The organism is Bordetella genomosp. 1 (genome assembly GCF_002261335.1).
Taxonomy (GTDB): domain Bacteria; phylum Pseudomonadota; class Gammaproteobacteria; order Burkholderiales; family Burkholderiaceae_B; genus Bordetella.
This window is the reverse complement of sequence record NZ_NEVL01000003.1, coordinates 1657857-1684760: the sequence shown is the minus strand read 5'-3', so window position 1 is coordinate 1684760 and position 26904 is coordinate 1657857. Positions and strand designations below refer to the sequence as shown.

Sequence of the window (26904 nt, the reverse complement as noted above, 5' to 3'; positions counted from 1 at the left end):
CCGCCGGAATATGACATGAAATAATTCTGTAATGATCGCACGCCCGGGCGCCCAGCGGGGGTTCCGCCCCCCGTCAGGCTGCCCGCGCGCGGCCGGCGTCCACGTCGGACGCATGCTCGCATGGTGTGCCGTCCCCATTGTGCGCCCAACCTTGCGCAAGCGAGGCGCCCGCGTATCATGGGCGCGATTCATGTTTCCGATTCGACACGCAGGAGCGGCAGTGGCGGTTTCCGTTTTCGACCTATTCAAAATCGGCATCGGGCCGTCCAGTTCGCACACCGTCGGGCCGATGCGCGCGGCGCTGCTGTTCGTGCAGGGCCTGGAGCGCGACGGCCTGCTGCCGCAGGTGGCGCAGGTGCGCGCCGAGCTCTATGGCTCGCTGGGCGCCACCGGCAAGGGCCACGGCACCGACAAGGGCGTGATGCTGGGCCTGATGGGCGAGGCGCCCGACACCGTCGATCCGGCCGCCGTGGCCGGCATGCTGCAGGCGGTGCGGGCCGGCAAGTCGATGCTGCTGCTGGGCCACCACCGCGTGCCCTTCGTCGAGAAGGAACACGTGCTGTTCTATCGCCGCGAGGCCATGGCCGAGCACCCCAACGGCATGAAATTCCACGCCCTCGACGCCGAGGGCAACAGCCTGCGCGAGGCGCGCTATCTGTCGGTGGGCGGCGGCTTCGTCGTGACCGCGGGCGCCTCCAATGCCCAGGTGATCGCCGCGCACGACCAGATGCCGCATCCGTTTCGCACCGGCCGCGAGCTGCTGCACATGTGCCGCACCAGCGGCCTGTCGGTGGCGGGGCTGATGATGCAGAACGAGCTGACCTGGCGCGAGCAGGGCGAGATCGAGGCCGGGCTCGACCGCATCTGGGAAGTGATGCAGGCCTGTGTCTCGCGCGGCTGCGGCATCGGCCATCCCGAAGCCGACGGCGACCTGCCGGGCCCGCTCAACGTGCGCCGCCGCGCGCCCGAGCTCTACCGCAGCCTCACGCAGCGCGCCGAGCGCGCGCTGTCGGATCCGCTGTCGGCGCTCGACTGGGTCAACCTCTACGCCATGGCGGTCAACGAGGAAAACGCGGCCGGCGGCCGCGTGGTCACCGCGCCCACCAACGGCGCGGCCGGCATCATCCCCGCCGTGATGCATTACTACGACCGCTTCGTGCCGGGCGCCTCGCGCGCCGGCATCCGCGCGTTCCTGCTCACCGCCGCGGCGATCGGCCTGCTCTACAAATACAATGCCTCGCTCTCGGGCGCCGAGGTCGGCTGCCAGGGCGAGGTGGGCGTGGCCTGTTCGATGGCGGCCGGCGCGCTGGCCGCCGTGCTGGGCGGCAATGTCGAGCAGGTCGAGAATGCCGCGGAGATCGGCATGGAACACAACCTCGGCCTCACCTGCGATCCGGTGGGCGGCCTGGTGCAGATACCCTGCATCGAGCGCAACGCCATGGCCTCGGTCAAGGCGGTCAACGCGGCGCGCATGGCGCTGCGCGGCGACGGCAAGCATTACGTGTCGCTCGACTCGGTCATCAAGACCATGCGCGAGACCGGCGCCGACATGAAGACCAAATACAAAGAGACCGCCCGGGGCGGTCTCGCGGTGAACATCGTCGAGTGCTGAGCGGCGGCGCGGCGGCGAGAGCCGCGCGCCGCACGCGCTCAGAGCTGCTCTTCGTTGATCAGGTCTTCCTTGCCGTAGAACTTCACCCCGATGTGGATGCGTTCGCGGCCCTGCTCGCGGCGATGGCGGTTGGTGTCGCGCAGCGAATACACGCAGCCGCAATACTCCTGCTGGTAGAAGTTTTCGCGCTTGCTGATCTCGATCATGCGCTGCGAACCGCCGCCCTTGCGCCAGTTGTAGGTCCAGTAGACCAGGTCGTCGTAGCGGCCGGCCGCGCGTTCGCCGCAGCCGTTGATCTGGTTCATGTCTTTCCAGCGCGAGATGCCGAGCGAGCTGGTGATGGTGTCGAAGCCGTGCTCGTGCGCGTAGAGCGCGGTGCGCTCGAAGCGCATGTCGAAGCACACCGTGCAGCGCTCGCCGCGCTCGGGCGAGTCTTCGAGGCCCTTGACGCGGTCGAACCAGTTGTCCATGTCATAGTCGGCGTCGATGAACTCGATGCCGTGCTGCTCGGCGAAGCGGATGTTCTCCTGCTTGCGGATCTCGTATTCCTTCACCGGATGGATGTTCGGGTTGTAGAAATAGATCGCGTAGTCGATGCCCGAGGCGGTCATGGCTTCCATGACCTCGCCGGAGCACGGCGCACAGCAGGAGTGCATCAGCACCTTGCTGCGGCCCTTGGGCAGTTCGAGTTTGGGGCGCACGAGTTCGGACATGGCAAAAAGCGGGTAAAGAGGCGGAAAGCCGTTATTTTACGACGACTTGCGCCGCCTCCGGGCCTCAGGCGCCCGGCTGGCCCAATACGGCGTCCCAGAGCGCGATCACGGCGGCGCGCTCGTCCGCCAGCTGGTCCGCGGGCACGCGGGCCTTGTCGATGCCCTTGAGCCGCAGCTGGTGCTGGGCGCGCCGCAGGGTGCGGTAGGCGTCGCCCGCCCCGCGCGCCAGCTCCGGCGCGAGCAGGCCCGCCTCGGCGGCCAGCCGCAGCAGCGTGATGTTGCCGAGGTTGTTGACCAGCATGCGTTGCTGGCCGGCGTGCACCAGCACCAGGTACTGCGTCACGAACTCCACGTCGACCATGCCGCCGCGGTCGTGCTTGAGGTCGAACAGGCCGCTGGTGTTGGGGTGGCCGGCGTTGATCTTGTCGCGCATGGCCAGCACCTCCTCGCGCAACTTGGCCGGGTCGCGCGGCATCACGAGGATCTCGCCGCGGATGCGCTCGAAGCTCGCCCCGACCTGGGTGTCGCCGGCCGCATAGCGCGCCCGCGTGAGCGCCTGGTGTTCCCAGGGCCAGGCGTGCTTGCGCTGGTATTGCTCGAAGGCCTCCAGCGAGACGGCCAGCAGGCCGGCGTCGCCGTCGGGACGCAGGCGCAGGTCGACCTCGTAGAGCCGCCCCGACGAGGTCATGGTGGAGAGCCAGGAGGTCATGCGGCGGCCGAGCTTGGCGTAGATCTCGGCGGCGTCCTCGCGCGGGTCGTCGAACACGAACACGAGGTCGAGATCGGAGGCATAGCCCAGCTCCTTGCCGCCCAGCTTGCCGTAGGCGATCACCGCGAAGTGCGGCTCGGCCCCGGCCTGGCGGTTGACCAGCGGCCAGACGCGCCGGATGGCCTCGGCCAGCAGCAGGTCGGCCAGCGCCGACAGCTGGTCGGCCAGTTTCTCGACGGTGAGCTCGCCCTCCAGATCCTGCGCCAGCAGCTGGAAGCTGGCCTGGCGCTGCATGTCGCGCATCAGGTTCATCTGGCGCTCGATGTCGGGCTCGCCATCGGGCAGCACGCAGGCATCGAGGTCGGCGGTCAGGCCGCGCGCGAGCTGGGCGAAATCCAGCGGCTCGAACAGGGTGCGCCAGTCGATCAGGCTGTCGAGCAACAGCGGATGCTGCGTGAGGTACTGCGCCGCCCAGGGGCTGGCCGCGACCATGCGCGCCACGCGCGCCAGCGTGTCGGGATACTCGGCCAGCAGCGCCAGGTAGGCGCTGCGCTGCGCGATCGCCTCGATCAGGTCGAGCAGGCGCGTGGCCGCCTCGGCCGGCGCCGGCGTCTGCTGCGCGGCGGCCAGGGCCGCGGGCAGCAGGGTTTCGAGACGGCGGCGGCTGCTCTCGGGCAGGCTGCGGATGCGGTGGCTGGTCAGGAGCGATTCGGTGCGGCGCACGAGGTCGTCGGCCTGCTCGCCGAAGGCGGCATGGATCTGCGCCGCCAGCCGGTCCTCGGCGTCGCCCTGGGCGTCGCCGTTGCCGGCGGCCGCGTCATTCTGCTGCCCGTCGTCGCGCTCGGCCGGTTCCTCGTCGCCCATGCCGGCGAGGCGGAAGGCGTCGCGGAAGGTCTGCGACACGAAGGCCCGGTGCGCGGCGAGCGTGCGCTCGAATTCGTCGTGGTCCAGGCCCATGGCGCGCGCCAGCGCGGCGCGCTGGTCCGCGTCGCCGGGCAGCAGGTGCGTCTGCTCGTCCTCGCGATACTGCAGCATGTGTTCGGTGCGGCGCAGGAAGCGATAGGCCGCCTCGAGCCGGCTGGCGTCCTCGGCGCCGAGCAGGCCGGCCTGCGCCTCGGCGTGCAGGGCCTCCAGCAGGCCGCGGCGCTGCAGCGCCGGCATGCGGCCGCCGCGGATGAGCTGCGAGAGCTGCACCACGAATTCGATCTCGCGGATGCCGCCATCGCCCAGCTTGATGTTGTTGGCGCTGTCCACGCCGTTGCGGGCCAGCGCGCGGCGCTGCCAGTCCTGGCGGATGCGTTCGCGCAGCGCGCGCAGCGCGGCGAGGGCGTCGAAGTCGAAGTACTTGCGATAGACGAAGGGCACGCGCAGGCTTTCGAGCTGGCGCGCCTGCGGCTTGCTGTCGCTGCCGGCGAAGGCCTGGCACGGGATCAGGCGCGCCTTCAGCCAGGCATAGCGTTCCCATTCGCGGCCCTGGCCGATCAGGTAGTGCTCGAAGGCGTCCAGGCTCCAGGCCAGCGGGCCGGCGTCGCCGTCGGGACGCAGCCGCAGGTCGGTGCGGAACACCTGGCCGTTGGCGTCGACCTCGGACAGCACCGGCATCATGCGGCGGGTCAGGCGCCCGTAGAACTCGTGGTTGCTGATGCGGCGCGGCCCGTCGGTATCGCCCTCGTCGCCGTACAGCATCACCAGATCGATGTCGGACGACACGTTCAGCTCGCAGCCGCCCAGCTTGCCCATGCCCACGATCAGCATCTCCTGCGGATCGCCGGTGGCGTGTTCGCGCGGCAGGCCGTGCGTGGCGGCCAGCTCGGCGGACACGCTGCGATAGGCGGTGGCGACCGCGGTGTCGGCCAGCGTGGTCATGGCGCCGACCACCTCTTCGAGATTGGCCAGGCCCGCCACGTCGCGCACGATCAGCGCGAGAAACACGCGCTCGCGCAGGCGCCGCAGCACCTCGCGGCATTTTTCGACGGGCAGCACCTCGGGCGCGTCGGCGCCGGCGAGCTCCGCCTGCCACGCGGCCAGCACGTTGGGCGTGACCGCCTGCTGTACCGCGCTGTTGAGCCAGGCCGCGAGGTCGGGGTGCGCGTCGAGGCGCCGGCGCAGGTGCCCGGACCAGGCAAGAGCGGGGGCCAGCAGATCGGAACGGGTCATGATGGAATTCGCAACAAAAGAGGCAGTGAGAGCGGCGCTCGGGAACGGCGGATGGGCAGACGGCAGCACGTCTTTAATGTATAAGGGGACGATACCTGAGAAGCCCTCGCCTGAATATCCGTGTCCGTTTCCGCGAAAGTAATCCGTCGCCTTTTTTGGGGGCTGTTCGCCCTCTATTGCGTGGCGGCCGTCGCTTTCATCGGGCTGCGCTATTGGGTGCTGCCGCAGGTCGACCGCTGGCGCCCGGACATCGAACGATACGCCAGCGAGATGCTCGGCGCCAAAGTCGCCATCGATCACCTGAGCGCCGACTGGCGCGGCCTGAATCCGCGGCTGCGCCTCACGGGCGTGCGCATCAACGAACCGCAGGGCGAGCAGCCCGTCCTCGAAGTGCCGTCGGTGGCGGCCACGCTGGGCTGGCGCAGCGTGGTGCTGCTCTCGCCGCGGCTGCTGAACCTGCGCATCGAGGGCGCCGACGTCACGCTGCGCCGCGCCGCCGACAACCATCTCTGGGTCGCCGGACAGTCGTTCGACCTGGCCGACCAGGGCGAGGGGCAGTCGCCGCTGGTGCGCTGGCTGCTGCGCCAGCGCGAGGTGTCGCTGCATGGCGCGACCCTGCGCTGGCAGGACGAGCTGCGCCAGGTGCCCGAGATCGCGCTCACCGACCTCGATCTGCTGGTGCGCAACGGCGCGCTGTCGCATCGCTTCGCGCTGCGCGCCAGCCCGCCCTCCGAGCTGGGCTCGCACCTGGAAGTGCAGGGCGAATACAACCGCGCGCTCTTCACCAAGGGCCGCGCCTCCGATGCGAGCAACTGGAGCGGCCAACTCTACGCCGAGCTCGGCGATGCCGAGCCCCTGGCCTGGAAACGCTGGGTCGACCTGCCGGTGAAGGTGCAGGGGCGCTTCGCCGCCCGGCTCTGGGTCGACAGCGCGGCCGGCAAGATCACGGGTTTCAGCGCCGATGCGCTGCTGCGCGGCCTGGACTGGCGCGCCGAGGACGGCAAGACCGCGGCCAGCGCGCTGACGGCGCAGGTGCACGCCGAGGGCGCGCCGGGCGACCTGCTGCAGTTCACCGACGTGCCGCTGGCGCCGAGCGCCGACGGGCGCGGCGTGGCGCTGCGCGTGCGTGTCGACCGGCTCGCGCTGCGCCTGCCGGAGCTGTTCGAGACGCCCGAGCTGGTGTCGCGCCAGACGGTGTTCGACGGGTCGCTGGTGCGGCCGGCCGGCCAGCCCCTGCGGCTGGACCTGCGCGAGCTGAGCCTGGTCAATGACGATCTGCAGGCGCGCCTGCAGGGCGCGTGGCGCGCCGAGGGCCGCTCCTCGGCGGGCACCGCGGACCTGCGCGGCAGCCTGACACGCGCGGCCATGCCCGCCATCCATCGCTACCTGCCGCTCGAGGTCAACCACGATGCGCGCGAGTGGCTGGCCTATGGCCTGGCCACTGGCGAGATCCGCAACGCCGCCGTCACCCTGCGCGGCGACCTCGACGGCTTTCCGTTCTCCGCGCCGGGCGACACCGGCGAGTTCCGCATCGCGGGCGGCTATGAGGACGCCACGGTCGATTACGCGCCGGCCCGATCCGGCCGCAAGGCCTGGCCCCGCGTCGAGAACCTGGCCGGCAGCTTCGCGATCGACCGCGCCAGCCTGACGCTCGACTCGCCCGGCAATGGCCGCATGCGCATCGGCGACCAGGAGGCGATCACGCTGGGCAAGGTCCACGCGACGATCCCCGACATGGAACACAACGCCATGCTCACGGTGGAGGGCGACACGCATGCGCCGGTGGCCGCCTATCTCGCGCTCGCGGCGCAATCGCCGCTGGGCGGGCTGCTCGACGGCGCGCTCGACGAGGCGCAGGGGCAGGGCGACTGGCGCGTGCCGCTCAAGCTGGAGGTGCCGCTGCTCGACACCGATGCCACGCGCGTGGCGGGCAGGATCGTGTTCAACGGCGGCAGTTTCCGCTTCATGCCCGAGATTCCCAACTTCAGCCAGATCCAGGGCGAACTGGGGTTCACGGAGCGCGGCATCGAGGTCAAGGACATCAACGGCCAGTTCCTGGGCGGGCCGGCGCGCGTCTGGGGCAAGATGGAGCACGGCGCGGAGCCGCTGCGCATCGAGGGCACGCTGGCCGGCGAATCGCTCGTGGAGCTGATCAACGCCAAGGCCATGAAGCGGCTGTCGGGCAAGGCGCGCTACACCGGGCAGCTGAATTACCTGCGCGGCGGCACGGTCGACATCAGCGTGAAGTCGGACCTCGACGGGCTCGCCATCGACATGCCGGCGCCGGTGGGCAAGCCCGCGCGCGGCGCGCTGCCGCTGGCGCTGCAATGGAGCGCGGCCACCGATCCCGGCCCGCGCAACCGGCGCTGGTTCTCGGGCAGCCTGGGCGAGAACGTCAACCTGCTGCTCGAGCGCGACCCGGCCCAGCGCGCCAGCTACTTCACGCGCGGCTCGGTCGGCGTGAACCGCGCCGCCGTGCTGCCGCCCGCGGGCCTGAGCCTGGCCGCCACGCTGCCCGAGCTCGATCTCGACGGCTGGAACACGGTGATCGACGAGTTCGACGTGCCGGCGACGCGCGGCGCCAAGCCGGTCGCCGCCGGCCGGCCCACGCTGCCGCCGGCCTCGCAGGTCAACCTCGCCACCGAACGGCTGCGCGCGGGCGGTTACGTGCTCAATGACCTGAAGCTCTATGCCCAGCGGCCCGCCCCGGATCAATGGCGCGTCGACCTGGATTCGCGCCAGGCCAAGGGCGCGCTCGAATGGACCGAGGCCTCGAAGGCCATCGCCGGGCGCATCACGGCGCGCTTCAAGCACCTGTCGCTGGGCGGTTCCGACGACACCAACGCGGCCAAGGACACGCTGGACTCGGGCACCGACCTGTCGGACATCCCAGCCGTGGATCTCGTGGCCGACGACTTCAGGCTGTACGACAAGCCGCTCGGCAAGCTGCAGCTGATCGGCACCAATCTGGAACGCGGCAAGCGCTGGCGCCTGGACACGCTGCGGATCAGCAACGACGCCGCCGCGCTCGATGCCACCGGCGCCTGGCAGCTCGACGGCGCGCAGCGCGGACTCACGGTCGACCTGAAGTCGCGCTTCGCCGACATCGGCAAGTTCATGGAGCGCATCGGCGTGAAGGACGTGGTCAATGGCGGTTCGGGCACGATCGACGGCCACCTCGTCTGGCGCGACCTGCCCTGGACCCACAACCTCGCCAACGTCGACGGCAGGATGCTGGTGAGCCTGGACAAGGGCCGCTTCCAGAACGTGAACTCGCGCACGGCGCGCCTGCTGGAGCTGCTGTCGCTGCAGTCGCTGCAGCGCCTGAGCCGCCTCGACCTCAATCCCACCGGCGTGCTGCGCGAGGGCTTTCCGTTCGACACCGTGCGCGGCGAAATGACGCTGGCCAGCGGCCTGATCCGCACCGAGGGCTTCAAGATCAACGGGCCGGTGGCCGCCATCGTGCTGGCCGGCAACACCAACATCATCGACGAACGCTGGGATCTCAAGGCGCTGGTGATCCCGAACCTGGACGCCAGCGGCGCCGCGGTGGCCACCGCCATCGTCAACCCGATCATCGGGCTGGGCGCCTTCGTGACGCAATGGTTGCTCAAGCAACCCTTGGCGCGCGCCATGTCGGCCGAGTACGCCGTCACGGGCTCCTGGGACGACCCCAAGGTCGCGCCGGTCGAGTCGCGCGCGCCGGTGCGCGAAAAGAACGACGCCGACTCGGACTTCTCCGGCGGCCGCTGAGCGCCGCGCCCGCGCCATTCCCGGCCCGGCGCACGCGGTGCGGGCAAAAAAAGAGCCTTCGATCGAAGGCTCTTTTTCTTTCCGGGACGTCGGCTTACTTCTTCATCATGTCGAAGAATTCGGCGTTGGTCTTGGTGGCGCGCATCTTGTCGACGATGAACTCCATCGACTGGATCTCGTCCATGTCGTGGATGAACTTGCGCAGCACCCACACCTTCTGCAGCAGCTCGGCCTTGATCAGCAGCTCTTCGCGGCGGGTACCCGACTTGTTCAGGTTGATGGCCGGGTAGACGCGCTTCTCGGCGAGGCGGCGTTCGAGGTGGACTTCGGAGTTGCCGGTGCCCTTGAACTCTTCGTAGATCACTTCGTCCATGCGGCTGCCGGTCTCGATCAGCGCGGTGCCCAGGATCGTGAGCGAACCGCCTTCCTCGAGATTGCGCGCGGCGCCGAAGAAGCGCTTGGGACGCTGCAGGGCGTTGGCGTCGACACCGCCGGTCAGCACCTTGCCTGAGGCCGGCACGACGGTGTTGTAGGCGCGGGCCAGGCGGGTGATCGAGTCGAGCAGGATCACCACGTCTTTCTTCATCTCGACCAGGCGCTTGGCCTTTTCGATGACCATTTCGGCGACCTGCACGTGACGCGTGGCGGGCTCGTCGAAGGTGGAGGCGACCACTTCGCCGCGCACCGTGCGCTGCATTTCGGTCACTTCTTCCGGACGTTCGTCGACCAGCAGGACGATCATCACGGCGTCGGGGTAGTTGGTCGTGATGGCATGCGCGATGTGCTGCATCATCACGGTCTTGCCCGACTTCGGCGGTGCCACGATCAGGCCGCGCTGGCCCTTGCCGATCGGGGCGAAGATGTCGAGGATCCGGCCGGTGAGGTTTTCTTCGCTCTTGATGTCGCGTTCCAGACGCATCACCTGGTTAGGGTGCAGCGGCGTCAGGTTCTCGAACATGATGCGGTGCTTGATGTTCTCGGGCGTGACGCCGTTGACCTTGTCGACCTTCACCAGGGCAAAGTAGCGCTCGCCATCCTTGGGCGTGCGCACTTCGCCTTCGATCGAGTCACCGGTGTGCAGGTTGAAACGGCGGATCTGCGACGGCGAGATGTAGATGTCGTCGGTGCTGGCCAGATACGAGGTCTCGGGCGAGCGCAGGAAGCCGAAGCCGTCGGGCAGGACTTCGAGCACGCCATCGCCGAAGATCTGCTCGCCCTGCTTGGCGCGGCGCTTCATGATGGCGAACATCAACTCCTGCTTGCGCAGGCGGTTGGCGTTCTCGATTTCCAGGCCAGCGGCCATTTCCAGCAACTGCGACACGTGCAGCGCCTTCAGTTCATTGAGGTGCATCGCGGTGAAATAGGGGGAAAAGAGGGAGGAGGGATCTGGGCGGCGGGCCACGGACGGGCCCGCGCGGGAGTAACGCGCCGCCGGGAAGCCGCAGCGTGGCTGCGGCGGGCGGCGCGATCCGCAGTGCGTTGATTACAACGCGCTGTCCAGAAAGGCGGTCAATTGGGACTTCGACAGGGCGCCGACCTTGGTCGCGGCGGCCTGGCCATTCTTGAAGAGCATCAGGGTCGGGATGCCACGCACGCCGTACTTGCCGGCGGTTTCCTGGTTTTCATCGACGTTGAGCTTGGCGACCGTCAGGCGGCCGGCGTACTCGGTGGCGACTTCCTCGAGGATCGGGGCAATCATCTTGCACGGGCCACACCAGGCGGCCCAGTAGTCGACCAGCACCGGCTGGCTCGATTGGAGCACGTCGCCTTCGAAGCTGGCGTCGCTGACGTTCTTGATTTGCTCGCTCATGATGGTGTGATTCTCGACGGGAGAGGGGTCGACCGCGGAAGGGGGAAACCCGGAAGGCCCGGGTCAGTGGCGCGCCGCGATGGCGCAACCGGCGGCAGCCCGCCCTCTGTTACTTGTTAGGGTAAGGATTAAAGCATACCACTGTCGATAACAACAGGGTTTGCCCATTTTGTGTAGCATGATGCGGCGCGAAACGGCTCCCCGGCCGTTCGCATCCTGTCCATCCTACCGAACTACGGGTTGCTCAGCTCGTGCGCATTCCACTCAAAGGCGCGCCGAATAAGGGCTTGTCCGTAGAATGTCGGTTTTTTTCCACAGATGTTGGGGATAACTTGGCGACACCACGTTACACCGAATCGTCGATCCGCGTCCTGAAGGGACTGGAGCCCGTGCGCCAGCGCCCGGGCATGTACACCCGTACCGAAAACCCGCTGCACATCGTGCAGGAGGTGATCGACAACGCGGCCGACGAAGCCCTGGCCGGCCATGGCAAGCAGATTCAAGTCACTTTGCACGCGGATGGCAGCATCTCCGTCGAGGATGACGGCCGCGGCATTCCTGTCGGCCTGCACCCCGAAGAGAATGCGCCCGTCGTCGAGCTGGTCTTCACCCGGCTGCATGCCGGCGGCAAATTCGACAAGGCCGGCGGCGGCGCCTATGCCTTCTCCGGCGGCCTGCACGGCGTCGGCGTGTCGGTCACCAACGCCCTGGCCAAGCGCCTCGAGGTGGTGGTCTGGCGCGACGGCGGCGTGCACCGTCTGGTGTTCGAAGGCGGCGACGTGACCGAGGCCCTGGCGCCTTATCCCGAGGCCGGACGCAAGAAGTCCGGCACCCGGGTGCGCGTCTGGCCCGACACCAAATACTTCGACAGCCCCAATATTCCGCTGGGCGAGCTCACGCACCTGCTGCGCAGCAAGGCCGTGCTGCTGTCGGGCGTCAAGGTGGTGCTGGTCAACGAAAAGACCAACGACACCAAGACCTGGCAATACCAGGAAGGCCTGCGCGGCTACCTGGCCGAGGCCCTGTCGGGCGCCGAGCTGATGGTGCCGTTCTTCGAGGGCGAGCAATACGCCGGCGCCGACCACGAAAGCTTCGCCGAAGGCGAGGGCGCCCAATGGGTCGTGGCCTGGACCGAAGACAGCAACGTGGTGCGCGAGTCGTACGTGAACCTGATCCCGACCCCGGCCGGCGGCACCCACGAATCGGGGCTGCGCGAGGGCCTGTTCGGCGCGGTCAAGAGCTTCGCGGAGCTGCACAGCCTGCTGCCCAAGGGCGTGAAGCTGCTGCCTGAAGACGTGTTCGCGCGCGCCAGCTTCGTGCTCTCGGCCAAGGTGCTGGATCCGCAGTTCCAGGGCCAGATCAAGGAGCGCCTGAACAGCCGCGACGCGGTGCGCCTGGTCGGCGGCTTTTCCAAGAGCGCGCTCGACCTCTGGCTGCACAGCAATGTGGAGTTCGGCAAGAAGCTGGCCGAGCTGGCCATCCGCCAGGCCCAGGCCCGCGCGCGTTCGGCCCAGAAGGTCGAGAAGCGCAAGAGCTCCGGCGTGGCCGTGCTGCCCGGCAAGCTGACCGATTGCGAGTCGAGCGACGCCAGCCGCACCGAGGTCTTCCTGGTCGAGGGAGACTCGGCCGGCGGCTCCGCCAAGATGGGCCGCGACAAGGAATTCCAGGCCATCCTGCCGCTGCGCGGCAAGGTGCTGAACTCCTGGGAGGTCGACCGCGACCGCCTGTTCGCCAACAACGAAATCCATGACATCGCGGTGGCGATCGGGGTGGATCCGCACGGCCCCAACGACACGCCCGATCTGTCGGGCCTGCGCTACGGCCGCATCTGCATCCTCTCCGATGCAGACGTGGACGGCTCGCACATCCAGGTGCTGCTGCTCACGCTGTTTTTCCGCCATTTCCCCAAGCTGGTCGAGGCGGGCAACGTGTACGTGGCGCGTCCCCCGCTGTTCCGCCTGGACGTGCCGGCCCAGGGCAAGCGCCCTGCGCGCAAGATCTATTGCCTGGACCAGGGCGAGCTCGAGGCCGCGCAGGACAAGCTGCGCAAGGAAGGATCGCGCGAGGGCGGCTGGAGCGTGAGCCGCTTCAAGGGCCTGGGTGAAATGAATCCGGAGCAGCTGTGGGAAACCACGATGAATCCGGACACCCGCCGCCTGCTGCCGGTGGTCTACGGCGATCTCACCCCCGAAGACACCACCCGCATGTTCGACATGCTGATGGGCAAGGGGGAGTCGTCGCAGCGCCGCGCCTGGATCGAAGAGAAGGGCAATCTCGCGGAGCTGGACATCTGATGACCCAGGAACTGCCTACCGCGGCGCTCACGGTCGATCTCACCGTGGACGACTACCAGGCCTTCATCACCCACGCCCACCGCCGGCCGGAGCTGCGCAAACGCCGTCTGCGCAGCCACATCCGGTTCGCGGTGATCCTGGCCGTGGGCCTGTTGCTGTACACGGCCGCGCGCAGTTCGAGCGCCGGCCTGGGCACCGACTGGGCCGTGATCCTGCCGTCGTTCCTGCAGGCCGCCGCGGTCGGCCTGGGCGCGCTGGCGCTGATGGCCGTGGGCTTCGAGTACGCCGTGCCGGCGATGGCGCGCGCCAACGTGCGGCGCGCCTTCAAGCGCGATCCGGCGAATCCCTTCCTGGGCCGCCATCACTTCCTGTTCGAGGAGGCCGGCGTGGGCGACGCGACCGAGCATGCCTCGGGCAGCGTGCCCTGGGACCTGATCCAGAGCGCCGAGGAAACCGATGACTATCTGTTCCTGTTCATCGCGCCGCTGCAGGGCGTGATCCTGCCCAAGCGCGGCCAGGACGCCGCGTCGCTGGCGGCCGTGCGCGCCCACTTGCGCGCGCACGTGAACCCCGCGCTGCTGCAGGCCTGAGCGACAACGAACACACTGCATAAAGAACGACCATGACCGATACCAATCAAGCCGGCCTGTTCGATGCCCCGTCCGGTGGCGACGACGAGGCCATCACGCTGGGCCGCTACGCCGAGCAGGCCTACCTGGACTACGCCGTCTCCGTGGTGCGCGGCCGCGCGCTGCCCGACGTGGGCGACGGCCAGAAGCCGGTGCAGCGCCGCATCCTCTACGCCATGCAGGCCATGGGCCTGGGCGGCAACGCCAAGCACGTGAAGTCGGCGCGCGTGGTCGGCGACGTGCTGGGCAAGTACCACCCCCACGGCGACCAGGCGGCCTATGACGCGATGGTGCGCATGGCGCAGGAATTCTCGCTGCGCTACCCGCTCATCGACGGCCAGGGCAACTTCGGTTCGCGCGACGGCGACAACGCCGCCGCGATGCGATACACCGAGGCCCGCCTCACGCCGTTCGCGCGCCTGCTGCTCGACGAGCTCGACGAAGGCACGGTGGACTTCGTGCCCAACTACGACGGCAGCCAGCAGGAGCCGCAGATGCTGCCGGCGCGCCTGCCGGTGATGCTGCTCAACGGCGCGTCGGGCATCGCGGTCGGCATGGCCACCGAAATCCCCGCGCACAACCTGCGCGAGGTGGCGGCCGCCTGCGTGGCGCTGATCCGCAATCCCAAGCTGCCCGATGAGGAGCTGCAGGCCTTCATCCCGGGCCCCGACTTCGCCGGCGGCGGCCAGATCATCACGCCGCCCGCCGACATCGCCCAGATCTACAGCACCGGCCGCGGTTCGCTCAAGGCGCGCGCGCGCTGGCAGTTCGAAGAGATGGCGCGCGGCCAGTGGCAGCTGGTCGTGACCGAGCTGCCGCCCGGCACGTCGGGCCAGAAAGTGCTCGAGGAAATCGAGGAGATCACCAACCCCAAGGTCAAGGCCGGCAAGAAGGCGCTCACGCCCGAACAGCAGGCCGCCAAGGCGGTGATGCTGAGCCTGCTCGACACGGTGCGCGACGAGTCCGGCAAGGACGCCGCGGTGCGCCTGGTGTTCGAACCCAAGACCTCCAAGGTCGATCGCGACGATTTCGTCAACACCCTGCTGGCCCAGACCAGCATGGAAAGCAACGTGCCGATCAACCTGGTGTGCATCGGCGTCGATGGCCGGCCGCGCCAGAAGGGCCTGCGCGAAGTGCTGGAAGAGTGGGTGGGGTTCCGCACCACGACCGTGCTGCGCCGCACGCGCCATCGCCTCGACAAGGTGATCGACCGCATCCACGTGCTGGAAGGCCGCATGGTGGTCTACCTCAACGTCGACGAGGTGATCCAGACCATCCGCGAATCGGACGAGCCCAAGCAGGCGCTGATGGCGCGCTTCGCGCTGTCGGAGCGCCAGGCCGAGGACATCCTCGAAATGCGCCTGCGCCAGCTCGCCCGCCTCGAAGGCTTCAAGATCGAGCAGGAGCTGGCCGACAAGAAGGAAGAGCAGCTCAAGCTGCAGGACCTGCTCGACAATCCGAGCTCGCTCAAGCGTCTGCTCATCAAGGAAATCGAGGCCGACACCAAGCAGTTCGGCGACGAGCGCCGCACCCTGATCGAGACCGCCGAACGCGCCGTCCTCGAAACCAAGGTGGTGGACGAGCCGGTCACCGTGATCGTGTCGCAGAAGGGCTGGCTGCGCGCGCGCCAGGGCCACGGCCACGACGCCTCGCAATTCACCTTCAAGCAGGGCGATGACCTCTACGGCGCCTTCGAGTGCCGCACCACCGACACGCTGATCGCGGTGGGCGACAACGGCCGGGTGTATTCGGTGGCCGTGTCGGGCCTGCCGTCGGCGCGCGGCGACGGCCAGCCGGTCACCACCATGATCGACCTGGAATCGGGCACCCGCATCGTGCACACGATCGCGGCCGCACCCGACACCCGCTGGCTGCTCGCCACGCAGGGCGGCTATGGCTTTGCCACCCGCCTGTCCGACATGACCAGCCGCCAGCGCGCGGGCAAGCAGTTCGTCACGCTCGAAGCCGGCGACGCGCTGCTGCGTCCGGTGCCGCTGTTTGCGGGCGCCGCGCAGCTCGCGCTGTTGTCGGTCAAGGGCAAATTCCTGGTGTTCGGGCTCGACGAGGTCAAGGCCCTGTCGGGCGGCGGCCGCGGCACCATCCTGATGGGCCTGGATGCCAACGACAAGCTCGAGCAGGCGGTGCCGATCGGCGCGGCCGGCGTGCGGGCCACCGGCATCTATCGCAACAAGCCGACCGAGGACATCCTGGCCGGCGCGGCGCTCGCGCCCTACGTCGGCAAGCGCGCCCGCAAGGGACGCCAGCTCGACGTGCGGCCCAAGCAGCCGCTGCTCTCGCCGGTGTTCTGATCCGGCGGGCGGCGTGGCGCCACGCCGCCCCTGGCGCAGCATCGCCGGCGTCCCGTTGCGGGCGCCGGCGTTTTTCATTGCCTACGCGCGCCTTCCCGCCGCGCCGACCCATGACCCACGCTAGCGATTCTTCCGTGTCCCGACTTGACCATCTCGATGCGCTGCGCGGCTTCGCGCTGTTCGGCATCCTGCTGGTCAACATCGGTGTGTTCGCCTCCACCTACTACGGCCATGGCGTGCCCGATCCGCAGTTCGAGCGGCCCGTGGATCATGTCACCACGTTCATCGTGGGCTGGCTGTTCGAGACCAAGTTCTACCTGCTGTTCTCGTTCCTGTTCGGCTACAGCTTTGCGCTGCAGCTCGACTCGGCCGCGCGCGCGGGGGCCGCGGCCGTGCCGCGCCTGTTGCGCCGCTTCGTCGTGCTGATGCTGCTGGGGCTGGCGCACGCCTTCCTGTTCTATCAGGGCGACATCCTGCTCGCCTACGGGCTGCTGGGGCTGGTCCTGCTGGCCTGCCGCAACATCGCGCCAGCGCGCGCGCTGCGGGTGTCGCTGTGGCTGATCTCGGTGGCGTCGCTGCTGTGGCTGCTGCTGGCCACCCTGACCCTGACAGATCCGCTCGCCATGCAGCCGCCCGCGATCGACTACGACGGCCCGCGCGCCGCGCTCGAGGCCTATCGCGGCACGATCGCCAGCACCGTCGCGCAGCATGCGCACGAGCTGGTCGAGACCGTCTGGTTCATGGTGATGCTGGTGCAGGGGCCCTATGTGCTCGCGATGTTCTTCGCCGGCCTGGCGCTGGGCCGGCGCGGCGCGCTCACGACGCTCGACCTGCCCCGGCGGCCCCTGCTGATCCTGGTCGCGCTGGCCTTGCCCGCGGGGCTGGCGGGCGCGGCCGTGTATGCCTGGTCGGGCGCGCCGCAGACGCCTGAGACGATCGCGCTGTTCGGCCTGGCGGCGGGGCTCTTCACCGCCCCCCTGCTCAGCCTGTCGTACGCCGTGAGCTTTTTGCTGGCGTGGCGCACGACGCCGGGCCGTCGGATCCTGGGCTGGCTCGCGCCGGTGGGCCGCATGGCGCTCACCAATTACCTGATGCAGTCGGTGCTGTGCGCGCTGATCTTCACGGCCTGGGGCCTGCGGCTGGTGGGCTCGGTGTCGCCGCTGCAGACGGTGTTGATCGCGAGCGCGATCTTCGCGCTGCAGGTGCCCGTGTCGGCATGGTGGATGCGGCGCCATGCCTACGGTCCGGTGGAATGGCTGCTGCGCGCCGCCACCTACGCGCGCCGGCCGGCCTGGCGCCGCGTGCGCGAGGGCTGACGGCGCGGGCGGCGGCGCATAAGCAAACCGCCACAATGTCTTTGTGCCGCGCGCCGGCGCTTCCTATAGTACGGCCCCTCCCTCGTGTTGCGGCCGTACGCCCATGCTTCTTTCCCGACGCCGAATCCTGCAGGCCGGCCTGGCCGCGCTGCCGCTGGCCCATCCCTTCATCGCCCGTGCCGCCGCGGCCTGGCCGGACCGGCCGCTGCGGCTGGTGGTGACCTTCCCGCCCGGCGGCGCCAGCGACATCGCGGCGCGCCTGATGGCGCCGTTGCTGGCCGAGCGGCTGGGCCAGTCGGTGGTGATCGAAAACCGGCCCGGTGCGGGCTCGACGCTGGGCGCGGCCCAGGTCGCGCAGGCGCCGGCCGACGGCTACACGCTGCTGATGTCGAATTCGGCGCCGCTGTCGATCTCGCCCGCGCTGATGGGCAACGATCGCTACGACGCGCTCAAGAGCTTCCGCCACGTGGCCTACATCGGCGCCGTGCCCACGGCCTTCGTCGTGCACCCCTCGGTGCCGGTGCATTCCCTGGCCGAGCTGACCGCCTGGATCAAGGCACAGAAGGAGCCGGTGCAGTACGGCAGCGGCGGGCTGGGCTCGGTGGGGCAGATCGTGGGCGAGCTCTACGCGCGCCAGACCGGCGCGCCGTTGCAGCACATCCCCTACAAGGGATCGGGCGCCATGCGCAACGATCTGCTGGGCGGCCAGATCCGCGTGGCGGTCGACGCCCTGCCGCAGAATCTGCCTTTCCTGAAGAGCGGTCAGTTGCGCCTGCTCGCCGTGACCACGGCCGCGCGCGTGCCGCAGGCGCCGGAGATTCCGGCGGTGGGCGAGCTCGGCCTGCCGGGCCTGATCGCGGAAAACTTCATCGGCCTGTCGGCGCCCGCGGGGCTGGACGACGCGGTGGCCGCGCGGCTGCACCAGGAAGTGGCGGCCGTGCTATGCACGCCCGAGCTGCGCGGCAAGCTCGAGGGCCAGGGCTTCGTGCTGGCCGACAAGTCCGAAGCGGAATTCACCGATTTCGTGCGCCAGCAGGCGCAGGCATGGGGTCCGGTTGTGCGCGCAACCGGCGCATCGCTGTGAGCGCACGCCGTCATCTCGTGCTCTACGGCCATCCGGGCCGGGGCGGCTTCAACGAGGCCGCGGTCGACGGCGCACGACGCGCCGAGGCCGCGGGCCAGCCGCTGGCGCTGCACTGGGTGGCCGAGCAGGCGCCGCAGGCGCGCGCCGCGCACCTGCACGCCCTGTCGGCGCAGGGCGCCGACCTGATCATCGTGCACGGCGGCCAGGGCGATGCGCCGGTGGCGGCCGTGGCGCATGCGTTTCCGCACGTGCAGTACGCCATCACACAGGGCAGCCACACCGCGGACAACGTGGCGAGCTACGAGATCCTGCAGGAACGCTCCGCCTTCCTGGCCGGCGTGCTGGCGGGGCTGCGTGCCGGCGCCACCGGCACGGCCGCGCATCTGTCCGGCGAGCGCGTCCGGCCGGGCCTGAAGGGGCGCGCCGCCTATGCCGACGGCGTGCGGCGCGTGACCGGCGGGCGCGATCCCCTGACCGGATTCTGCGGCAACCAGCACGACCCCGCGCTGGCGCAGGCTTGGGCGGAGGCGGTGATCGCGCGCGATGCGCGCGTGATCTTCGCCATGATGGACGGCGGCCGCGACGGCATCAGCGCCGCCTGCCGCGCGGCGCGCGTCTGGCAGATCGGCAACGTGCTCGACTGGGTGGCGCGCGACCCCGCCGTCTACCTGGCCTCTGCGCTGGCCGATTCCGGCCTGTGCGTGGCGCGCGCGGCCGCGGACCACGCGGCCCAACGCCTGGCGGTCGGCCGGCGCGTGCACATCGGCCTGGAGTCGCCAGAGGCCTTGCGCCTGGTGCTGGGCGCCGACGTGAGCGCGGCCGAGCGCGCCGCGCTCGACGACTGGTCGCACGCGCTCCACACCGGGCAGGTGCGGGTCGCGAGCGACTATCACGGCGCGGAGTTCGCGCTGCACTGACGCGCGCGGCGGGACTGCGCGGTCGGTGCTCGGCGCTCGGCGCTCAGGCCGACGCCGGTGCCGCGCGCGCCGTGCCGTTCGCGCCGGCGCGCCGCCCCTGGCGCCACCAGACCAGCGCGAGGATCGCGAGGGCCGGCACGAAGACCCAGAACGCCGACCAGCGCGCCTCGTCCGGCACCTTCACCTCCAGCACGTCCCAACCCTGTTCCCAACCGGCGCGCTGCGCGCGGCTGCCGAAGCGCACGCCGCCGATCTGCACCTGGTCGCCCAGCGCCATCACGGTCAGGCCGGCCTCGGCCAGGCGCTGGCGCCCCGCCGCCAAGGGATCGGCCGGCGCCGCCTCGAGGGCGGGCAGGGCCACGGCGACGGTCTTGGTGAGCTCGTCGCCCTCGATGTTCATGCCGCGCAGCACCGCCACCAGGCGCGCGCCGTCGGGCAGCTCGGCCGCGGTGCGGGCCAGCGCCGAGCCGGGCAGGCTGCGCAGCGGATCGCCCAGGTGATTCATGAACCAGTCGGGCCGGAACAGCATGAACGTGACCAGCAGCAGCGCCAGCACTTCGACGGCGGTGCAGCGCACGCGCAGCCATGCCATCGTGGCGGCGGCGAAGGTGAGCGAGGCCAGCGTGGCGCTCGCGACCACCAGCACCAGCTCGCTCATCGAACTCACGTCGATCAGCAGCAGCATGGGGTTGAAGACGAACATGAACGGCAGGATCGCGGTGCGCAGCGCGTAGGTGACGCCCTGGATGCCGGTCTTGATCGGGTCCTCGCCGGAGATGGCCGCGGCCGCGAACGTGGCCAGGCCCACCGGCGGCGTGATGTCGGCCATGATGCCGTAATAGAACACGAACATGTGCACCGCGATCAGCGGGATCACCAGTCCGCTCTGCGCCCCGAGCTCCACCACCACCGGGGCCATCAGCGTGGCCATCAGGATGTAGTTGGCCGTGGTCGGCATGCCCAGTCCCAGCACCAGGCACACCGCCGCGGTGAAGATCAGCATGAGCAGCACGTTGCCCATCGACACCAGCTCCACGAACGCGGTCATGCGCAGGCCCAGGCCGGTGAGGGTGATGGCGCCCACGATCAGGCCCGCCGTGCCGCAGGCGATCGCGATGCCGATCATGTTGCGCGCGCCGTCCTGCAGGCCGCCGACGGCCTCGCGCCAGCCCTGCGCCCACGCCGGGCGGGCAGCCTGGCCGCGGAACCACGCGATCAGCGGACGCTGCGTGACCATCTGCGCCAACATGGCCATCGCGGCCCAGAAGGCCGACAGGCCGGCCGACAGTTCCTCGATGCTCAGGCACCAGACCAGGATGCCGATCGGGATCAGGAAGTACAGCCCCGCGCGCACCGTCGGCCACGGTTGCGGCCGCAACGGATGATTGACGTCGATGTCCTGCGGCAGGTCCGGGTGCCGTGCCGCCACGCGCAGCAGCCAGACGTACAGCAGCACCAGCAGCGCCAGCAGGATCCAGATGGCGGCCCGACCGGCCAGTGCCTGCACGCCGGTGCCGATCCAGTAGGCCGCGCCCATCACGCCGAGCGTGCCGCTCACGCCCATGCCCCAGCCCGCCAGCTTCTGCAGCGGCGTGCGGCGCGGGCCGGATGCCATCATGGGCTGGATGCCGAGCTTGAGTGCCTCGAGATGCACGATGTAGAACAGCGCCACGTAGGAAATCGCGGCCGGCAGCAGCGCGTGGCGGATGATGTCGGTGTAGGGGATGCCCACGTACTCGATCATCAGGAACGCGGCCGCGCCCATCACCGGCGGCATGATCTGGCCGTTCACCGACGAGGCCGTCTCGATCGCGCCGGCGCGCACGCCGCCGTAGCCCGCTTTCTTCATCAGCGGAATCGTGAAGATGCCGCCCGTCACCACGTTGGCCACCGACGAGGCCGACACCAGGCCATTGACGGCCGACGACACCACCGCCACCTTGGCCGGCCCGCCACGCAGGTGGCCGAGCAGCGCAAAGGAGACCTGCATCATGTAGTTGCCGGCGCCGCACTTGTCGAGCAGCGAGCCCAGCAGCACGAAGATGAAGATGTACGACACCGACACGCCCAGCGCCACGCCGAACACGCCCTCGGTCGTGAGCCACATGTGCGACATCAGCCGTTCGATCGAGGCGCCGCGATGGGCCAGCACGTCGGGCAGCCAGGGCCCGGCCAGCGCGTACAGCACGAACACGATGCCCAGCACCGTCATCGGCAGCCCGAGCGCGCGGCGCGTCACCTCGAGCAGCAGGCCCAGGCCCAGCAGGGCCGAGGCCACGTCCATCGCGGTGGGCTGGCCGGGCCGGCCGGCCAGCGCGTTGTAGAAGAGAAAGAGGTATGCGCCGCAGAAGCCCGCCGCGAGCGCCATGATCCAGTCGTACCAGGGCATGCGGTCGCGCGCGCTGCGGCGCGTGGCGGGGTAGGCGAGATAGCCCAGGAACATCGCGATGCCCAGGTGCAGCGCGCGCGCCTCGGTGTCGTTGAAGATGCCCCACGACAGCGTGAAGGGCAGCGGCGAGGCATACCAGAGCTGGAACAGCGACCAGAACAGCGCGCCCGCCGCCAGCACGGCGCCGGCGACGCCGCCGGCATGGCGGCCGCCGCGGTCGGCCTCGGCCACGAGTTGTTCGAGTTCGGCGCTCGGCGTGTGCGGCGCAGTATTCATTGTTTTTCCCCTGCTGTGTCGCGGCGCGCATGCGCGCGCCAGGACCGCCGCGACGTGGCGCGGCGATCCGGATCTGCGATGGCCGGCGCGCCGCGCCGGCCGGGCCTTCAGAGCAGGCCCTTTTCCTTGAAGTACTTCTCGGCGCCCGGATGCAGCGGGGCCGAGAGGCCGTTCTTGACCATCTCCTCGCGCTTGAGGTTGGCGAAGGCCGGGTGCAGCTTCTTGAAGTCGTCGAAGTTGTCGAACACCGCCTTGACCACGGTGTAGACGGTGGCCTCGGGCACGTCGGCCGAGGTGACGAAGGTGGCCGTCACGCCGTAGGTGCGGGTCTCCTTCGGGTTGTTGGGATAGAGCCCGGCGGGAATCGTGGCGTGGGCGTAATAGGGATACTTGTCGACCAGCTTGTCCACGGCGGGGCCGGTGATCGAGACCAGTTGCGCGCCGCAACTGGTGGTGGGGTCCTGGATGTTGGCCGAGGGATGGCCCACGCCGTAGAAGAAGCCGTCGATCTTGCCGTCGCACACCGCGGAGCCGTGCTCATCGGGCCGCAGCTCCGAGGCCAGCGCGAAGTCCTTCATGGTCCAGCCCATCGTGCCCAGCAGCTCTTCCATCGAGGCGCGCGTGCCGGAGCCCGGGTTGCCCACGTTGAAGCGCTTGCCCTTGAAGTCCTCGAACGACTTGATGTTGGCGTCCTTGCGGGCCACCACGGTGAAGGGCTCGGGATGGATCGAGAACACCGAGCGCAGCTTGGGATAGGCGCCGGCCTGCTTGAACTGGCCCTCGCCCTTGAATGCGTTGAAGCCCACGTCCGACTGCACCACGCCGAGGTCGAGCTCGCCGGCCTTGATGGTGTTCACGTTGAAGACCGAGCCGCCGGTGGATTCCACCGAGCAGCGGATGCCGTGCGTGGCGCGGTCCTTGTTGACCAGCCGGCAGATGGCGCCGCCCGCGGCGTAGTACACGCCGGTGACGCCGCCGGTGCCGATGCTGACGAACTTCGATTGCGCCTGGGCCGGCGCGGCAACGCCGAAGGCAAGTGCGAAGGCGAGGCCGGCCGCGGCGAGCGGTCCGGCATGGCCCAGGCCCGAGGGGTGTTTGACAGACGTGCGCATGCAAACTCCTTCTGGGGTGTTTCCCCGTGGTGTGCCGGTCTGGCGCCGGCGGATGGCGCGTCGGGTGCGAGCCGAGACGCGCTTTTGTGAAAACCACTGCGGGGGCGCGCGGGCGCGCACCCGTTCGATCCGGACTAGCCGCGCGTGGACGCGATGGCCGCGTCGATGGCGCCGGCGAGCCGATCGGTCAACTGGTCGAGTTCGTCGTCGGAGATGATGAAGGGCGGCGCGATCAGCACGTGGTCGCCCTGGCGGCCGTCGATCGTGCCGCCCATCGGATACACCATCAGGCCGCGCGCCATCGCCTCGCGCTTGATGCGCGCATGCAGCGTGAGCGCCGGATCGAACACCGCCCGGGAGGCGCGGTCCGCCACCAGCTCCACGCCCAGGAACAGGCCGCGCCCGCGGATGTCGCCGACGTGCGCGTGTTCGCCCAGGCGCGCGGCGAGCCGCTCGCGCAGCCCCGCTCCCTGCGTGCGCACCCGTTCCAGCAGGCCGTCGCGGTGGATCACCTCCTGCACCGCGAGCGAGGCCGCGCAGGCCGTGGCATGGCCGAGATAGGTGTGGCCGTGCTGGAAGAAGCCGCTGCCGCGCTGCATCGCATCGACGATGCGCGCTTGCGCCATGACGGCGCCGATCGGCTGGTAGCCGCCGCCCAGGCCCTTGGCGATGGTGATGAGGTCGGGCACGACGCCGTCCTGCTCCACCGCGTACAGCGTGCCGGTGCGGCCCATGCCGCACATGACCTCGTCGGCGATGAACAGCACGCCGTACTTGTCGCAGACCTCGCGCACGCCCTTGAAATACCCGGCCACCGGCGGGGTGGCGCCGGTGGTGGCGCCCACCACCGGCTCGGCCACGAAGGCCATCACCTGGTCGGGTCCGAGCTGCAGAAAAGTGTCCTCGAGCTCGCGCACCAGCCGCGCGGCATATTGCGCTTCCGACTCGCCGGGGCGCTGGTCGCGATAGGCATAGCAGGGCGACACGTGCGTCACGTCGATGAGCAGCGGCGCGAACTGCGCGCGCCGCCATGCGTTGCCGCCGACCGCCAGCGCGCCGAGCGTGTTGCCGTGATAGCTCTGCCGCCGCGCCACCACCTTGCTGCGCTGCGGCTGCCCGAGCTCGACGAAGTACTGGCGCGCCATCTTGAGCGCCGCCTCGATTGCCTCGGAGCCGCCCGACACGAAGTAGGCGTGCGAGGTGCCGGCCGGCGCGTCGGCCACCAGCCGCTCGGCCAGGCGTTCGGCCACGTCGGTGGTGAAGAAGCCGGTGTGGGCGTAGGCCAGCGCGTCGATCTGCGCGTGCATCGCCGCCCGCACGTCCGGATGGTTGTGGCCGAGGCAGGACACCGCCGCGCCGCCCGACCCGTCGAGATAGGCGCGGCCGGCGCTGTCGTAGAGCCAGACGCCTTCGCCGCGGACGGCGACGGGCGGAGTCTGGCGCAGGGAGCGATGCAGTACGTGGGTCGAGGTCATGGCGGTGTCGAGGTAAGAGGTCAGGGGGCGCGGCGCGGGCCGGTCCAGTACACGCCATCGGCGCGCAGGCGGTTTTCGACTTCGGTCAGGCGGGTCAGCACGGCGTCGCCGCCGCGTGCGGTGACGCGCGCCACCAGGTGTTCGGCCAGGGCCAGCAGGCCCGCCGTGGTGTGGAAAAAGGAGCCGGGACCCGCCACCACCGGGCGCTCGCGCACGCCGTCACGATCGGGCGGGGCGAAGCGCAGGGTGTGGCGCGCGTCGACGGCCAGCGGCGACAGCGGATCGTCGGTGAGGGCGACGATGTCGACGCCACGCTGCGCCGCCTGGCGCGCCAGTTCCACGGTGACGGTGGGGTAGGGGGCCTGCGAGATCACCACCAGCGCGTCGCCGCGCTGGAGATTGTCGGTCTGCTCGGCCGGCGCGCCGCCCAGGCCGTCGATGAGCACGCTGTTACGGCGCACCAGCTGGTAGGCGTAGCGCATCTGAAAGGCAATGCCGAAGGCCGAGCGCGTGCCCAGGAACCCGACCTGGCGCGCGGCCAGCAGGGTGCCGGCGGCGGCATCGAACTCGGCGGGCGTGTTCAGCGCGCACACCGAATTGAGCGCCTGCGTCTGGGTCTGGGTCAGCACGTCGTGCCCGCGCTGCCCCTGCGGATCGGCCGCGCCGTCGGCGGCCTGCAAGGCGGCTGCGCGCTCGCGCAGCCCCGCCTCGCGCGGGGCGGCCAGGGCCAGCTGGAACGGCCGGCGGAAGTCCTCGTAGCTGTCGTGGCCGGTGGCGCGCGCCAGCCGCAGCATCGTGGCCGGCGCCACGCCCACCGCCTGCGCCTGGCGCCGCATCGACCACAACCCCACTTCGGCGGGGTGGGCCACCACCCAATGGGCGGCCCGCTGCAGCTCGGGCGGCAGGCTTTCGAGACGGGCCTGGAGCGTGCGCACCAGGTCGGCGGGGAGGGGCGTATCCGGCATGAAGGTGTCCGATAAAAAACAAATGATATGTCTGCAGTAGCAAATAAAACATCTGTTTTTATGCCAGGGTATGCCCCAATAAGCCGTCCCTATTTAATCGGGCGCCCTAGAGGAGAAATGGCAAGTGAATTCATCTTCTGCAAATTCACCTTCATTTAATTACATCGTGCTTGCAATTTAGGTTTGACTCATTCGGTTGGTCCGCATATCATTTGTGTAGAAATCAATTTTGTTGAACTCTTTTCACTCATGAACAACGTCAAAACGACGGAACCTTCGCAGCAATACGATCTGCGCATCCTTCGGGCCCTGCGCCGCATCACGCGATCGATCGCATTGCACTCGCGCCAGCTGGCTGCGGTGAGTCACATCACCGCGCCCCAGCTGATGTGCCTGCGCACGGTGATCGCGCTGGGCCCGCTCACGGCCACGGCGATCAGCCGCGAGATCCATGTCAGCCCCAGCACGGTCGTGGGCATTCTCGACCGCCTGGAAGACAAGGGTTTGATCCGCCGCGAACGCGGCCGCGAAGACCGCCGGATCGTGTTCGTTACCGCCACCGATGCCGGCCGCGCGCTGGCATCCGACGCGCCGTCGCCGTTGCAGAAGCATCTGGCTGACGCGCTCAACGCGCTGCCCGAGCTCGAGCAGGCCACGATCACGCTCTCGCTCGAGCGGATCGTCGACCTGATGGAACAGGAAGGACATGCCGCTGAAGTGCATGACCCCTCTTCGCCCATTCTCGACGTGCCCACGGGTGGCGCACCGCCAGAATCGGGATTGGTCGTATGAGAAACATTGAACTGAACAACACTTCTTCCCTACCGAATTCGGCCGCGCGCCCCGCGCCGGCCCGCCTTCCGCGGCACATCTTCCGGCCAGCCCGCCTGGCCGACGGCGCCGCGATCCACCGGCTGGTGTCCGAATGCCCGCCGCTGGATGTCAATTCCCTCTATGCCTACCTGCTGCTGTGCGAACACCACAGCGAGACCTGCGTGGTCGCCGAAAGCCTGGGTGGCGATATCGACGGGTTCATCTCCGCCTACATTCCGCCGAACCAGCCCGACACGCTCTTCGTCTGGCAGGTGGCCGTGCATTCCCGTGCGCGGGGCCAGCGTCTGGCCCGCGCCATGCTCAACGAACTGCTGTCGCGCGACGCGTTGCAGCGGGTTCGCCATCTTGAAACCACGGTGGGGCCTGACAACCAGGCTTCGCGCCGCACCTTCACCGGCCTGGCCGGCGAACTCGGCGCCCACGTCTCCGAGCAGCCGTATTTCGATCGGCAGCATTTCGGCGGCGCGGATCACGATGACGAGATGTTGTTGAAGATAGGCCCGTTCGACCCGCCGTATTGATGCGGCGGCCGTAAGCGGCCTTTTCAGTA

At 69.4% G+C, this 26904-nt stretch carries 18 protein-coding genes; 10 read left to right on the top strand and 8 right to left on the bottom strand.

Annotated features, from left to right (window positions below):
* The first annotated feature begins 220 nt into the window (after nt 1–220).
* The gene (locus tag CEG14_RS16005; protein WP_094827295.1) at nt 221–1612 is read left to right on the top strand and encodes an L-serine ammonia-lyase; all 1392 of its coding nucleotides are present in this window, start codon (nt 221–223) and stop codon (nt 1610–1612) included.
* Between the two features lie 38 nt (nt 1613–1650).
* Here CEG14_RS16005 and CEG14_RS16000 read toward each other — a convergent pair whose 3' ends face one another.
* Nucleotides 1651–2325, bottom strand: coding sequence for an epoxyqueuosine reductase QueH (locus CEG14_RS16000; RefSeq protein ID WP_094827294.1), 675 nt, complete (start codon nt 2323–2325; stop codon nt 1651–1653).
* 64 nt (nt 2326–2389) lie between these two features.
* On the bottom strand, nt 2390–5191 hold the full coding sequence (gene glnE / locus CEG14_RS15995; protein ID WP_094827293.1) for a bifunctional [glutamate--ammonia ligase]-adenylyl-L-tyrosine phosphorylase/[glutamate--ammonia-ligase] adenylyltransferase: 2802 nt from the start codon (nt 5189–5191) through the stop codon (nt 2390–2392).
* Between the two features lie 180 nt (nt 5192–5371).
* On the opposite strand from glnE, the gene CEG14_RS15990 reads away from it, so the two are divergent.
* Nucleotides 5372–8944, top strand: a complete 3573-nt coding sequence (locus CEG14_RS15990) for a YhdP family protein (RefSeq protein WP_256985745.1) — start codon at nt 5372–5374, stop codon at nt 8942–8944.
* 94 nt (nt 8945–9038) lie between these two features.
* Here the strand turns inward: CEG14_RS15990 and rho are convergent, their stop codons facing one another.
* A complete protein-coding gene (gene rho, locus CEG14_RS15985; RefSeq protein ID WP_094827292.1) occupies nt 9039–10295 on the bottom strand; it encodes a transcription termination factor Rho in 1257 nt (418 codons plus the stop codon).
* A gap of 132 nt (nt 10296–10427) precedes the next feature.
* The gene (gene trxA / locus CEG14_RS15980) at nt 10428–10754 is read right to left on the bottom strand and encodes a thioredoxin TrxA (protein WP_094827291.1); all 327 of its coding nucleotides are present in this window, start codon (nt 10752–10754) and stop codon (nt 10428–10430) included.
* Nucleotides 10755–11086: 332 nt separating this feature from the next.
* Here trxA and parE point away from each other — a divergent pair, with 332 nt between their 5' ends.
* From parE to CEG14_RS15950, 6 genes are all read left to right on the top strand, one after another.
* Complete coding sequence (parE, locus tag CEG14_RS15975; RefSeq protein WP_094827290.1) at nt 11087–13048, top strand: DNA topoisomerase IV subunit B; 1962 nt, start codon at nt 11087–11089, stop codon at nt 13046–13048.
* On the top strand, nt 13048–13638 hold the full coding sequence (locus CEG14_RS15970) for a YcxB family protein (protein WP_094827289.1): 591 nt from the start codon (nt 13048–13050) through the stop codon (nt 13636–13638). Before parE ends, CEG14_RS15970 begins: the two co-directional genes overlap by 1 nt.
* Nucleotides 13639–13670: 32 nt before the next feature.
* Nucleotides 13671–15986 (top strand): DNA topoisomerase IV subunit A, encoded by a 2316-nt coding sequence (gene parC, locus CEG14_RS15965; protein WP_094827288.1) that lies wholly within the window; start codon nt 13671–13673, stop codon nt 15984–15986.
* Between the two features lie 110 nt (nt 15987–16096).
* Nucleotides 16097–17302 (top strand): DUF418 domain-containing protein, encoded by a 1206-nt coding sequence (locus tag CEG14_RS15960; protein WP_094827287.1) that lies wholly within the window; start codon nt 16097–16099, stop codon nt 17300–17302.
* Between the two features lie 103 nt (nt 17303–17405).
* Nucleotides 17406–18386: a Bug family tripartite tricarboxylate transporter substrate binding protein gene (locus tag CEG14_RS15955; protein ID WP_094827286.1), complete on the top strand. Its 981-nt coding sequence runs from the start codon at nt 17406–17408 to the stop codon at nt 18384–18386.
* On the top strand, nt 18383–19303 hold the full coding sequence (locus CEG14_RS15950) for a BMP family ABC transporter substrate-binding protein (RefSeq protein WP_094827285.1): 921 nt from the start codon (nt 18383–18385) through the stop codon (nt 19301–19303). The genes CEG14_RS15955 and CEG14_RS15950 overlap by 4 nt, the downstream gene beginning before the upstream one ends.
* Before the next feature lie 43 nt (nt 19304–19346).
* Here CEG14_RS15950 and CEG14_RS15945 read toward each other — a convergent pair whose 3' ends face one another.
* The 4 genes from CEG14_RS15945 to CEG14_RS15930 form a co-directional block, all read right to left on the bottom strand.
* On the bottom strand, nt 19347–21968 hold the full coding sequence (locus tag CEG14_RS15945) for a TRAP transporter permease (protein WP_094827284.1): 2622 nt from the start codon (nt 21966–21968) through the stop codon (nt 19347–19349).
* A gap of 107 nt (nt 21969–22075) precedes the next feature.
* Nucleotides 22076–23080: a TAXI family TRAP transporter solute-binding subunit gene (locus CEG14_RS15940; RefSeq protein ID WP_094827283.1), complete on the bottom strand. Its 1005-nt coding sequence runs from the start codon at nt 23078–23080 to the stop codon at nt 22076–22078.
* 134 nt (nt 23081–23214) lie between these two features.
* On the bottom strand, nt 23215–24555 hold the full coding sequence (locus CEG14_RS15935; protein WP_094827282.1) for an aspartate aminotransferase family protein: 1341 nt from the start codon (nt 24553–24555) through the stop codon (nt 23215–23217).
* Nucleotides 24556–24575: 20 nt separating this feature from the next.
* Nucleotides 24576–25520, bottom strand: a complete 945-nt coding sequence (locus CEG14_RS15930) for a MurR/RpiR family transcriptional regulator (RefSeq protein ID WP_094827281.1) — start codon at nt 25518–25520, stop codon at nt 24576–24578.
* 249 nt (nt 25521–25769) lie between these two features.
* Here CEG14_RS15930 and CEG14_RS15925 point away from each other — a divergent pair, with 249 nt between their 5' ends.
* Together CEG14_RS15925 and ectA are read left to right on the top strand one after the other, a co-directional pair.
* A complete protein-coding gene (locus CEG14_RS15925) occupies nt 25770–26312 on the top strand; it encodes a MarR family winged helix-turn-helix transcriptional regulator (RefSeq protein WP_094827280.1) in 543 nt (180 codons plus the stop codon).
* Nucleotides 26309–26875, top strand: a complete 567-nt coding sequence (gene ectA, locus CEG14_RS15920; RefSeq protein WP_094827279.1) for a diaminobutyrate acetyltransferase — start codon at nt 26309–26311, stop codon at nt 26873–26875. The genes CEG14_RS15925 and ectA overlap by 4 nt, the downstream gene beginning before the upstream one ends.
* Nucleotides 26876–26904 lie beyond the last annotated feature (29 nt).